Annotated in this window: 10 protein-coding genes; 9 read left to right on the top strand and 1 reads right to left on the bottom strand. The window is 39.9% G+C overall.

Annotation, left to right across the window (positions count from 1 at the left end; translation table 11 throughout):
* The first annotated feature begins 11 nt into the window (after window positions 1-11).
* From AC1TO6_RS09215 to AC1TO6_RS09185, 7 genes are read left to right on the top strand one after another with little or no spacing between them, the layout of a single operon-like run.
* On the top strand, window positions 12-1,457 hold the full coding sequence (locus AC1TO6_RS09215) for an aldehyde dehydrogenase family protein (RefSeq protein ID WP_482101306.1): 1,446 nt from the start codon (window positions 12-14) through the stop codon (window positions 1,455-1,457).
* A gap of 20 nt (window positions 1,458-1,477) precedes the next feature.
* Window positions 1,478-2,494 carry an ABC transporter ATP-binding protein gene (locus AC1TO6_RS09210; protein WP_482101305.1) on the top strand — a complete coding sequence of 339 codons (1,017 nt, stop codon included), beginning with the start codon at window positions 1,478-1,480 and terminating at the stop codon, window positions 2,492-2,494.
* 13 nt (window positions 2,495-2,507) lie between these two features.
* Window positions 2,508-3,500: an ABC transporter ATP-binding protein gene (locus AC1TO6_RS09205; protein WP_482101304.1), complete on the top strand. Its 993-nt coding sequence runs from the start codon at window positions 2,508-2,510 to the stop codon at window positions 3,498-3,500.
* A 27-nt stretch (window positions 3,501-3,527) separates the two neighbouring features.
* On the top strand, window positions 3,528-4,499 hold the full coding sequence (locus AC1TO6_RS09200) for a P1 family peptidase (protein ID WP_482101303.1): 972 nt from the start codon (window positions 3,528-3,530) through the stop codon (window positions 4,497-4,499).
* Window positions 4,500-4,554: 55 nt separating this feature from the next.
* On the top strand, window positions 4,555-6,096 hold the full coding sequence (locus AC1TO6_RS09195; protein ID WP_482101302.1) for an ABC transporter substrate-binding protein: 1,542 nt from the start codon (window positions 4,555-4,557) through the stop codon (window positions 6,094-6,096).
* Window positions 6,097-6,111: 15 nt separating this feature from the next.
* Complete coding sequence (locus AC1TO6_RS09190) at window positions 6,112-7,053, top strand: ABC transporter permease (RefSeq protein ID WP_482101301.1); 942 nt, start codon at window positions 6,112-6,114, stop codon at window positions 7,051-7,053.
* A 10-nt stretch (window positions 7,054-7,063) separates the two neighbouring features.
* Window positions 7,064-7,888, top strand: coding sequence for an ABC transporter permease (locus AC1TO6_RS09185; protein WP_482101300.1), 825 nt, complete (start codon window positions 7,064-7,066; stop codon window positions 7,886-7,888).
* A 218-nt stretch (window positions 7,889-8,106) separates the two neighbouring features.
* Here AC1TO6_RS09185 and AC1TO6_RS09180 read toward each other — a convergent pair whose 3' ends face one another.
* Window positions 8,107-9,765, bottom strand: coding sequence for a PucR family transcriptional regulator (locus AC1TO6_RS09180; RefSeq protein WP_482101299.1), 1,659 nt, complete (start codon window positions 9,763-9,765; stop codon window positions 8,107-8,109).
* 150 nt (window positions 9,766-9,915) lie between these two features.
* On the opposite strand from AC1TO6_RS09180, the gene AC1TO6_RS09175 reads away from it, so the two are divergent.
* Both AC1TO6_RS09175 and AC1TO6_RS09170 read left to right on the top strand, forming a co-directional pair.
* On the top strand, window positions 9,916-11,379 hold the full coding sequence (locus AC1TO6_RS09175; RefSeq protein WP_482101298.1) for a CoA-acylating methylmalonate-semialdehyde dehydrogenase: 1,464 nt from the start codon (window positions 9,916-9,918) through the stop codon (window positions 11,377-11,379).
* 83 nt (window positions 11,380-11,462) lie between these two features.
* On the top strand, window positions 11,463-12,824 hold the full coding sequence (locus AC1TO6_RS09170) for an aminotransferase (RefSeq protein ID WP_482101297.1): 1,362 nt from the start codon (window positions 11,463-11,465) through the stop codon (window positions 12,822-12,824).
* Window positions 12,825-12,996 lie beyond the last annotated feature (172 nt).

Genomic DNA, 12,996 nt, shown 5'->3' with positions numbered 1-12,996 from the left:
GTGAATAGCTAATGAAACGAATTCAAATGTTAATAGATGGAGAATGGATTGGTGACGATAGCCATGAGTGGTTACCGGTTTTCAATCCATCAAACGGAAAGAAAATAGCGGAAATCGTAAAAGGTAGTAAAATTCACGTAAATCAAGCTGTTGTTGCAGCACAAATAGCGTTTGAAAGTGACGAGTGGAGAAGGGTAAAGGCTTATGAACGTGGACAACTTCTTGTGAGCTTTGCAAATTATATTAGAGAAAATGCAGAACAATGGAGCGAGTGGGAATGTGAAGATGTTGGTAAACCAATGTCACAAGCGCGTTCAGATGTTGAAGCTGCCGCTAGGTATTTTGAGTTTTATGGCGGTGCAGCAGACAAAGTGATGGGGGAAACAATCCCTATTGAAGAAGGGATTTTAAATGCAACAGTTCTTGAACCTCTTGGTGTAACCGCTCACATAATCCCTTGGAATTATCCGCTTCAAATTATTTCTAGAAGTGTAGCGGCTGCTATTGCAACTGGAAATGCAGTAATCGTTAAAAGTGCAGAAGATACTCCAATGACAGCCCATGCGATTGCAGAGTGGTTTTCTGCAAGTGAATTACCAAAAGGGATTTTCCAACATATAACAGGCTTAGGTGTAGATGTCGGAGGACCATTATCTGCGCATCCTGACATTGCTCATGTGACATTTACTGGATCTGTGAATACAGGAGTTGCAGTTATGAAAGCGGCAGCAAATAATGTTGTATCCGTGACTCTTGAACTTGGCGGTAAGTCACCTAATATTGTATTTGCTGATGCATCTGAAGAGAAAGCATTGGAGGGGGTCGTTAAAGCGATTATCCAAAATGCGGGTCAAACATGTTCGGCAGGTTCGAGGCTCTTGATAGAAGAATCATACAAAGAAGAGTTTTTGAACAAGTTAATAACTAAGTTTAATACATTAACAGTTGGTCCTGGGAGTGAAGATAAAGATATTGGGCCGATTCTAAACAAAAAGCAATATGACCAAATCATGAGTCGAATTGAAGAGGCTAAGAATTTAGGCAGCATTATTGCTGGAGGAAAAGCGGTGTCAGTTGAAGGTTCAGAGAGTGGTTATTACATTGAGCCTACAATTATAGATGGGCTATCCCACTCCAGTTCATTAGCTCAAGAAGAAATATTTGGACCAATATTAAGTGTGTTTACTTTTAAAGATGCGGAGGATGCTATCCAATTGGCTAATGGGACTGACTATGGTCTCGTTACGGGGATTTGGACACAAAATATCGACGTTGCTCACTATGTAGCTTCAAGGGTGAAGTCGGGTCAAGTATTCATTAACAACTATGGAGCAGCTGGTGGAATCCAAATGCCTTTCGGTGGCTATAAAAAAAGCGGAATTGGAAGAGAAAAAGGTTTCGTGGCATTAAGAAATTATACACAAATCAAGAATATAGCCATTAAATTTGGTATTTAATAGTGAGAAGAGGTGAATTTATGCAAAGCCTACAAATTAACAGTGAACCTTCTCCGCTAGATGTTAACGACTGTCTTTTAGAGGTTAAAGGATTGAAAACTTATTTTCATATGGGGAAAGGGAAAATTGCTAAAGCAGTTGATGATGTCAGTTTTTCGATTAATAAAGGTGAAACAGTTGCATTAGTAGGTGAGTCTGGCAGTGGAAAGAGCATAACCTCATTATCAATTATGAGACTAATCCCAAGTCCTCCAGGTGAAATTGTAGAGGGTTCGATTAAACTTGAAGGAAAAGAATTGTTAACCTTATCAGAAGGAGAAATGTGCAACGTCCGTGGGAAAGACATTGGAATGATTTTTCAAGAACCGATGACATCTTTGGACCCAGTGTTTACGATAGGAAGTCAGATTGTAGAATCGATGATGGAGCATCAAAAACTAAAGAAAAAAGATGCTTATAAAAAGGCAGTAGATTTATTGAAAATTGTTGGTTTTTCTAGGGCTGAAAAAATTATTAAAGAATATCCACACCAATTATCTGGTGGGATGCGACAAAGGGTAATGATTGCTATCGCGATGTCTTGCAATCCTAAGCTATTAATCGCCGATGAACCGACTACAGCACTAGATGTAACGGTTCAGGCTCAAATTCTAAATTTGATGGTGGATATGAAGGAAAAGTTCGACTCCTCTATTTTGCTAATCACACATGATTTAGGCGTTGTCGCCGAAGTGGCAGATCGTGTACTTGTTATGTATGGGGGTCAAATTGTTGAAGAAGCCTCTGCCAAGGATCTCTTCTTGAGAACGAAGCATCCATATACGACTGCATTATTAAAAACCATTCCGAATGTAGAAGTAGAGTTGGAGCGATTGGATTCGATACCTGGTTCTGTACCCCCAGCCCATCTATTTCCGAAAGGTTGCAGATTTGCATCGCGATGTGAACATGCAATGGATATATGTCTTGAAAAGAATCCTAATCTTATAGAGGTTAATCCTCAGCATAAAGTAAGATGTCATCTTTTTGGGGATTAAGGAGGAAATTAGTGTGGATGAAAGAGAAAAGATACTTGAAATAAAAAACCTAAAAAAATATTTCACGATCAAAGGTGCTGCATTTAAAGGCAAAAGCAGTCAAGTCAAAGCTGTGGATGATATAAGTTTTGATTTGTATAGGGGAGAAACGCTTGGAATTGTAGGAGAGTCGGGCTCTGGTAAATCTACATTAGGGAGAACAATTCTGCGCTTACTAGAACCTACTGAAGGGGAAATTATTTTTGAAGGAACGAATCTTGAGAAATTAGGCCTTCGAAAATTAGACGATTATAGAAAGAATATGCAAATGATTTTCCAAGATCCATATTCTTCATTGAACCCAAGAATGCGCGTGGGGAAACTTATAAGTGAGCCTTTAGCTGTACGGAAAATACTAAATAAATCAGACCAATCCAAAAAAGTACTTGATTTGATTGGGAAAGTTGGTTTACCAAAAGAGTCTCTAACAAAATTCCCGCATGAATTTTCAGGTGGACAAAGACAGCGTATAGGAATTGCGAGAGCGCTTTCATTGAATCCGCAACTTATAATTGCAGACGAACCTGTTTCAGCCCTTGATGTTTCGGTTCAATCACAGGTTTTGAACTTAATGATGGATTTACAAGATGAATTTAAGTTGACCTATTTATTTATTTCCCATGATTTAAGTGTTGTGAAACATATAAGTGATCGTGTAGGTGTGATGTATTTAGGGAAATTGGTTGAAATTGGCCCCAAAAAAGACATTTATAATAATCCATTACACCCTTACACGCAGGCTTTATTATCTGCAATTCCTGTTGCTGACTTTGGTAGTAAACGAGAAATCATTCAATTGAAGGGTGAGCCACCAAGTCCTTCAGATCCACCGCCGGGATGTGCATTTCATACACGATGTTCCCATGCTTTTGATCGATGTAAAATTGAACGCCCTGAACTAATCCGGCAAAAAGATGGGCAATCCGTGGCTTGCCATCTTTATTCGGAACAGCCAATATCTATTTGAAAAACTAATGAATGAGGATTGGTGTATATGACTTTTGGCAATATTACCGACGTGCCGGGTATAAAGGTTGGGAATGTTGAAAATCTAGAAGCGCTAACAGGTTGTACGATTATCCTTACAGAAGAAGGGGCGGTTTGTGGTGTAGATGTTCGCGGATCTGCTCCTGGCACACGTGAAACAGAATTACTGGATCCTATTAATTCAGTAACTGAAGTTCATGCAATCAGTTTGGCTGGGGGAAGTGCATTTGGTTTGGACTCGGCTTCGGGAGTCATGCAATATCTCGAAGAAAAAGGGATAGGGCTTGACGTTGGGGTAGCTAGAGTTCCAATTGTGCCAGGTGTAGTTCTGTTTGATCTTCCGGTTGGAGATCCCAAAATTCGTCCTGATAAAAAAATGGGGTATGAGGCGGCTAAGAAAGCAGCAAAAGGGTCATTTCCATTCGGGAATATAGGTGCAGGATGTGGGGCAACAGTTGGAAAGATAACTGGATTTGAAAATTGTATGAAAGGGGGCTTGGGTAGCGCTTCTCTTACATTGGACAATGGTCTTGTGATCGGTGCGATTGTTGCGGTAAATGCTGTTGGAGATATAAGGGAACCGTCAAATAGAGAAATCATCGCCGGTCCAATTGACCCGGCAACAGGTGAACTTATTGATAGTCTCCTATATTTACAGGAAAACATAAAAAGCACAATACTTCCTGGTACAAATACAACAATCGGGGTTGTAGCAGTAAATGCTAAGATGACAAAAGCTGAAGCGAAAAAAGTAGCGCAAATTGCACAAAATGGTTTGGCAAGAACTATATATCCAGTCCATACGATGTTAGACGGGGATACAGTTTTTGCCCTTGCAACTGGTGGTGGATCGTATCCAGTGGATTTAATCGGGAGCTTAGCGGCACAAGTCATGGAAGAAGCGATTATAGTAGCCATAAAATCTGCGGACGCAGTTTCTGGAATACCGAGTTTTAGAAGCATCCAAAGAGAAGGTTAAACGAGAATGACGACATGAATAGTTAGCGTAAACCATTATAAGGGGGATTTTTGCAATGAAAAAAAGAAAATATTGGTCATCACTTGTCTCGATGCTACTAGTCTCCATTCTGTTGCTAAGTGCTTGCACTAGTGAAAATGGAGAGAAGGATAAAGAGACGGATAAAGAAGAGACTAAAGAAATAAGAGTAAGAATTAATGATGATCCTGACTTTTTGGATCCACATTCAGCCACAGCATCTATTTCGTTTCAAATGATTTTAAATATGTTTGAAGGATTATTTTCTCCAGAAACAGACGGCACACTTAAGCCAGCGATAGCTGAAGACTATAAACTCTCAGATGACGGTTTAACTTATACGTTTAATATAAAAGACAATGTGAAGTTTCATAATGGTGATCCGGTCACAGTTAAGGATATAAAGTATACATTTGATCGTTTAATGGGCACTAACAATAACGAACCACTATCTTCTAATTTTGTGAAAGTTGAATCTATCGAAACACCGGATGAAAGGACTGTGGTAATGAAACTCACAGAGCCTAATTCGAATTTTTTATACTCTCTGACAGCATTGCAATCTGCAATTATCCCCGAAGCGAACGACGGAAAACATAATGATCATCCAATCGGAACTGGCCCATTTAAATATGTTAGCTATAGTCCAGGTACTGATCTTGTTTTAGAGAAAAATACTGAATACTGGAAAGAAGGTATCCCTTATTTAGATAAAGTTACATTCGTATTCCAATCGGATGATCAAGGGGCATTTATGGCCTTGCAGGGGAATGAACTCGATTTAACAAGCATTCCTGCACATCGTATATCTGAAGTAGAAAACGATTTTAATTTAAATCACCAAGATAATAACTCATCATTGGTAATTGCCTTTAACAATGAAAGGGAGCCATTTAACGATACAAAAGTTCGTCAAGCGATTAATTATGCAATAAATAAACAAGATATTATTGATTCGGTGTATTCAGGTTTCGCCACTCCATTGGGTTCAAATATGAGTCCTGCAATGGGGGATTACTATTTGGATGGATTACAGGATGTATATGATAGAGACATTGAAAAAGCGAAGGAGTTATTAACAGAAGCAGGTTATCCAGATGGTTTTAAAACAAAGATGTCTGTCTCATCCCATAACACAATGTACTCCGATATTGCTCAAGTTACTGTTGAGAATTTAAAGGAAATTGGCATAGATGTTGAAATAGAAGTGATTGAATGGGGAATTTGGTTGGACCGCATATATCGTGGAAGGGATTATGAGATGACAGCAATCGATTTAACGGGTAGACCGTCGGCTTATGAGGTACTCAACGATTATGTGTCTACTAACGATAGTGAGAACTTCTTTAAATTTAAAAATGCTGAATTTGATAAAGTAATGACGGATGTATTAAACGAGCCTGAACTGGACGGTCAAATTAAACTTTATCATCGTGCTCAGGAGATATTAACTGAAGAGGCCGCAGCTGTTTATATTGCTGATTACCAGATAATATGGGCATTAAATAAAGACTTAGAGGGTCAAAAGGCGTATCCTTTCTGGTTCCATGACATGTCGGAAGTGAGATCTGCAAAATAGAAAGGAACAGAAAATATGGCTTATATCATACGTAGAGTTATATTATTCATTGTTACTGTGGCACTAGTATCCGTTATTACCTTCGCCGTTTTTCAAGTCATGCCAGGAGACCCTATCCGTATTATGTTAGGCCCAGACGCTGACGAGGCGCAAATAGCGACTTTAAAAGCGCAACTTGGTTTAGATCAACCACTTCACACCCAATATTTTGAGTGGATTAAAGGGCTAATGACAGGAGATTTAGGGCAATCAATCCGTTTTTCAAAACCAGTCTCAGAATTGATTCTGGATCGATTACCAGTTACCATCTCCTTGGCTATTATGACGCTAACTATCGTAGTGGTTGTTGCTATCCCTCTGGGTATTTTTGTAGCGAAAAGACAAAACAAATTAAGTGATGTTGTTTTCTCTACAGTTACCCAATTAGGGATGGCAATCCCTTCCTTTTGGTTAGGGATGTTATTGATTTTATATCTTGGAATGAATTTTAAGTTTTTTTCTGTTAGTGGATATGTGCCTTGGACACAAAGTGTAACAGGTGCATTAGGAGCATTATTGTTACCAGCACTGACAATTGCGATTCCTCAAATAGCAGTTAAATTTCGCTATGTAAGGAATGCTATTTTGGAACAATTACGATTAGATTACGTGCGTACGCTTCGGAGTAAAGGAATCAAAGAAAAGAAGGTTCTTTACAAGCATGTGTTAAGAAATTCGATGATCCCGATACTGACAATATTTGGCCTAATAACTGCAGAAGTTATCGCGGGAACAATTATTGTTGAACAAGTTTTTGGTTTGCCTGGCATAGGTAAATTATTAATAACATCTATTAGTTATCGTGATTTTCCACTAGTACAAGGCATAGTCATGTACATCACACTTGCAGTTGTTTTTATCAACTTCTTGGTGGATATATTATATTCGATTCTTGATCCACGAATACGATTGACATAAGGAGGTCAACATGAAGTCACTAATGGGTCACGGGAAAAATATAAATTTAATCATGGGCCTCCTCATATTATTAACTTTTTTACTGTTAATGCTTCTAAGTTTTATATATACACCGCATGATGTGAATGAGATGAGTGTCGCGAACAAACTGCAAAGTCCAAACGGTGTGCATTGGTTTGGGACAGATGAATTTGGAAGAGATATCTTTAGCAGAATTATGAAGGGGACCCAAACAGCTTTCTTTGTAGGTACAGTAACTGTGTGCATAGGGATGATTTTTGGCACTCTAATTGGTGGAATTGCGGGTTATGTAGGCGGATGGGTTGATGAGGTTTTTATGAGAATTATGGATGCATTAATGGCTTTTCCAGGGATTATATTAGCCTTGATGCTAGTAGCTGTTTTTGGTCCGGGAATGCTAAATACCTCGATTGCTCTAGGTATAATAGCGATCCCCACTATAGCAAGAATCGCCCGAAGTGGATTTATTCAACATAAGGAGTTTGAGTACGTTCTATCGGCAAAATTGGTAGGTGTGAAGCCGTTTAACATTATGTTTAAGCATATACTTCCGAACGTTTCGTCTCCTCTTATTGTTGCGGCATCCATAAGTTTTGCAATTGCAATGTTGGCAGAAGCAAGCTTAAGTTATTTAGGGCTGGGTGTTCAGCCGCCAGATCCTAGTTGGGGACGTATGTTAAGGGATTCTCAATCGTATTTAGCAAGCGCACCGTGGTATACCTATGCGCCGGGTGTTGCAATCACGTTAATGGTTTTAGGGTTTTATATGTTAAGTAATGCAATTAGAGATATTATGGATCCACGTTCAAATTGACTCAATCAGGCACACGCAATGTGCGAAATATTTAAACGAGCTTGTGGTTATATACTTTGTGAATCGTGTTGCGAATGCTACATTGAATACCCCCATCTAGCTGCATAAATTGTTATGCCAGTTATTGATGGGGGAATTATTTATGAAAGAAGCGCTATTAGACCATCTCGCTTAGTATTGTTAAAATATGTCTGAATATTTACAAGTAATTATTATCGTCATGTAATAATTGTGACAACATCATTTTTGTGTGTAGTCCCTATTACCAATTCATAAGCCTTAACGGCGGTTTCGATAGCGAGGCGATTCGCTGGTTCCATAAAATCTTTTCCAAGAAGTGTTTCCAATCGATCAAGTCGGTGGTACAGAGTTTGTCTGACGATGAACAGTCGATCTGAAGTTTCTTTTTTTGATCCACTACATTCAAGATAGACGCGGAGTGTCTCGAAGAGATTGCTATTCAACTTCTGATCGAATTCGAGCACAGCCCCCAAGTATTCATTAATGTATGTTTCAAGATGGCCGCTCTTTTTTAATAAAAGCAGTAGTCTGTAAATCCCTAAGCTTTCATAGAAATTACTTGTAGTTATTTCAGATTCATGTAGCTTCAGCACCTTATGAGCTTCTTTGAAACCTTTCTTTATATCTGAAATAGCGGTGTAGACTGTGCTTACGCCGAAAGTACATTTTTCCCCATCTATAAAGTTGTTTTCTTTCATTTTGAGGATGTCGTGTGTGATTTGTGAGAATCTATCTGTTTCCTTTTTTAAATGATCGGCTGCGATGAATGAAGCAATGACTGTAATCTCATTTCTTCTAACTGAAACTGCAGGGAAAAAACCATGTCTTTTGAAAAGGGAACGAATCACTATAGATCTTTGAAGTTTTATTTCATCCAAGTCCTCTTCGCTGAGGTTAATTACTGGCGAGTCTATTTGAATAATAAAAACTCTGAAATGCATATTGCGGCTAGGGGGAGGAAAATAAGCTTGAAGATCGTCTTGTTCATACTCCCGGCCGTTTATTAGGTTTTGAACGAGTTTATCTTCTGAGTTTTGTTTACGTTCTTCGATTGTCCTAGTCCGCAATAATATTTGTGCTATAGCAAGGCTAGCGCGGTCTAAAATAAGATAGAAAAATTCCTCTGATAGTGGAGGGTGTTTTATTTGTATGTACAAATTCCCCCAAACTTGGCCAAGGACTCGAACGGGCATTAGTGCGAATGTATCATCACCGAGCGTAAAGGTTCTTTGTTCCGTGTTATCCATTGAGGAACTTTTAACATATGAACGGAGTGATTTATCTAAGCTTTTAATTTCTGATGGATAATAATATGGTTTCGCATCATCGTTAATAAAAAATACGTTCTCTTGAAAATGTTCATGTAGTTCACGAAGGATTTTTAGAATACCGTTGTGTGTAAGTGATAATGAAATGAATTTTCTCGACAGATGATCGAGTTGGGAAAGCATCTCGTGATGTTGATTAATGATGAAAGTATGAAGGTCTTGGGTAATGTCGACAAACTTTACAATTTCCTTGAATAATATGATTGGGAAATTATTTTCATTGGCTAACATGACTAATTCAGGAGGAATCTCTTGTAAATGAGGTCCGATTTCTATACAGATCCCTGCGACATCTTTTTCTATTAGTTTTTTCACATATTTTAGTTGGGAAGGGAGATCAAGTTGTAAACCTACACCTGTTGTAAGAATAAGTTCGCCTCCATTTATTAGCGAATCAAATTCTCCTGTTTCTAAAATATGCGACCACTTCACCCGTCTATCTAGTCCTTCAATACCAGCGATTAGTTTCGCGGACTTGAAAGAATTACGAGCAAGGACGTCTTTCACTGTAAAGATTAAATCACTCATATTTATAAATCCCTCCCAAATGTTAAAATACTAAACTAACGATTTTACATTATGTAAAGTGTTAAGTATCTAAATAGTCTGTAAAGTATAGTATGAAGCCTAAATAAATCAGAGTCAACTAGCAAGACCAATAGAATAGGAGGAATAAAAATGACAATCACAGCAGTAGAGAAGAAAACGCTTACAAATTTCATCAATGGACAATGGGTAAAATCAACGACAGATAAATATGAAGAGGTACCGAATCCGGCGACGGGAGAAATCCTTGCGGAAGTTCCCATATCTACGCTTGAAGATTTAAACCTAGCAGTAGAGGCAGCGAAAACAGCATTTGCAAAATGGAAGAAGGTTGCTGTGCCACAACGTTCAAGAATCTTATTTAAATATCAGCAATTGCTAATAGAGAACTGGGACGCACTTGCAAGAATTATTACGATTGAAAACGGAAAAAACTATGCTGAAGCTTATGGTGAAGTGCTGCGCGGTATTGAGTGTGTCGAGTTTGCGGCAGGTGCGCCTACATTAATGATGGGTTATCAGCTTCCTGATATTGCAACGAACGTTGAATCGGGCATGTACCGCTATCCGATTGGGGTCATTGGAGGGATTACACCATTCAACTTTCCGATGATGGTGCCGTGCTGGATGTTCCCGTTAGCCATTGCGAGCGGGAATACGTTTATCCTTAAGCCATCTGAGCGGACTCCACTCCTGGCAAACCGTCTTGGGGAATTGCTGCATGAAGCAGGTCTGCCGGATGGTGTATTCAATATCGTACACGGCGCACATGACGTCGTGAACGGTATTCTAAATCACCCAGATATTCCGGCAGTATCGTTTGTAGGTTCACAGCCAGTTGCTGAATACGTCTACAAAACGGGAACGTCGAATGGCAAACGTGTTCAAGCATTAGCGGGCGCGAAAAACCATACAATCGTCATGCCGGATGCGGATATGGATGCGACGGTAACCAATATTATTAATGCCGCGTTTGGATCCGCAGGGGAGAGATGCATGGCTTGTGCTGTGGTTGTTGCAGTCGGCGATGTTGCGGATGAATTAGTCGGAAGATTAGTAGATGAATCTAATAAAATGACAATTGGTAATGGCTTGGAAGAAGGGATATTCCTTGGGCCGGTCATTAGGGATTCACATAAAAACAAGACACTTGATTACATCGAGTCAGGCGTTGAAGAGGGCGCGAAACTGTTACGTGATGGCCGCGATGATAAGTCCACTTCTGAAGGCGGTTACTTCGTCGGACCGACGATTTTCGACAATGTGACAACAGAAATGAAAATTTGGAAAGAAGAGATTTTTGCTCCTGTATTGTCAGTTGTTCGAGTGGATACATTAGAGGAAGCGATCGAGCTTGCAAATAAGTCGGATTTTGCAAACGGAGCTTGTTTGTTCACAGACAGCGCGAAAGCGATTCGCCAGTTCAGAGAAGAAATCGATGCGGGGATGCTTGGCATTAACCTTGGCGTTCCAGCTCCAATGGCATTCTTCCCGTTCTCTGGTTACAAGAAGTCGTTTTACGGTGATCTTCACGCGAATGGCCGTGATGGAATCGAATTTTACACACGGAAGAAAATGTTGACAGCACGCCACTAATCGTAACGGGGTCGTTCAAAATAGGGGATAAATGCTGAGGTTCTGCTGATGTAGGCTTCAGCTATAAAAAGGGAGTGGGGCAATTGACAACAGCTAAAGAAACGACAAAGTCATTAGTTCAAAAAGACCGTGAAAATGTGTGGCATCACATTTCCGCTTATAATGAAAAAAATCCGCCGATGATCGTAGAAAGTGGAGAAGGAGCATGGATCACAGATCATAACGGTGATCGTTATCTAGATGGAATGTCCGGGCTTTGGGCCGTGAATGTTGGGTATGGGCGTGAGGAACTTGCACAAGCCGCATATGAACAGCTGAAAAAACTGGCGTATGTACCGATGACGCAAAGTCACGAACCGGCAATTTTGCTTGCTGAAAAGTTAAGTGAAATGCTTGGCGGCGATTATAAGATTTTTTATTCCAATAGTGGTTCTGATGCGAACGAAGTAGCTTTTAAACTTGCGCGTCAATATCACCAACAGAATGGAGAACCGTCCCGTTTCAAATTCATCTCCCGTTACCGGGCCTACCATGGAAGTTCGATGGGCGCAATGGCAGCAACAGGGCAGGCATTACGGAAATACAAGTATGAACCGCTTGCGCCAGGATTCTTACATGTAGCGCCGCCAGATAATTATCGCAGACCAGCGGGGCAATCAATCGAAGAATATAATATTCAACGTGCCCAGGAGTTTGAAGAGAAAATTATTTGGGAGCAGAAAGAGACGATTGCCGGGATTATTATGGAGCCACTTATTACGGGCGGCGGCATCTTAATTCCACACCCAATCTATCTTGAAAAAGTTCAAGAAATCTGTAACCGTCACGGAGTCTTGCTAATTGTTGATGAAGTGATTTGCGGATTCGGTCGGACTGGGAAAGCGTTTGGCCATCAGCACTTTAATTTGAAGCCAGATATTATTACGATGGCGAAAGGACTAACGAGTGCTTACCTGCCACTATCTGTAACTGCAATCAGAAAAGATATCTACGAAAAGTTTGATACAGGCGAAGAAAACAGTCATTTCCGTCATGTGAATACATTTGGTGGAAATCCTGCTGCTTGTGCAGTCGCATTAAAGAACCTAGAAATCATGGAAAGAGAAAATCTTTTTGATCGATCCGCTGAACTTGGTGAGCGACTGCTAAAAGAGCTAGCTAGCTTGAAAGACCATCCATTCGTTGGCGATATTCGTGGCCTCGGCTTCCTTCTTGGAATTGAGCTTGTTGAAGACAAAGAAACGAAAGAGCCTGCATCCAATGCCCGTGTCGCGAAAATTATCGGGGATTGCAAGGCAAATGGGCTTATCATTGGTAGAAATGGCGATACCGTCGCAGGCTTTAATAATATCCTGGCGCTGAGCCCGCCGTTGTCTTGTACCGATGAAGATTTTGATTTCATTGTTGCAGTTATGAAGAAAGTATTTAAGGAAAACGAAGCTTGATATAGGTATATAAGTAGGACATATGAATATAGCGTAGGCGAGCTTTACTCCGATATTACTGGAGTTAAGGCTCGCTATTTTTTTGATGTTGATTATGCGAACCCTAGACTGTGTACTGATTAATCTAGAAAAGGAGTCTTAAATGGGGAGGTTTCCTCTAGTGCAGTAGTCA

This window comes from Sporosarcina sp. Y352 (genome assembly GCF_056786535.1).
The sequence above is the reverse complement of the archived record's forward strand: the minus strand, read 5'-3'. Positions and strand labels throughout refer to the sequence as shown.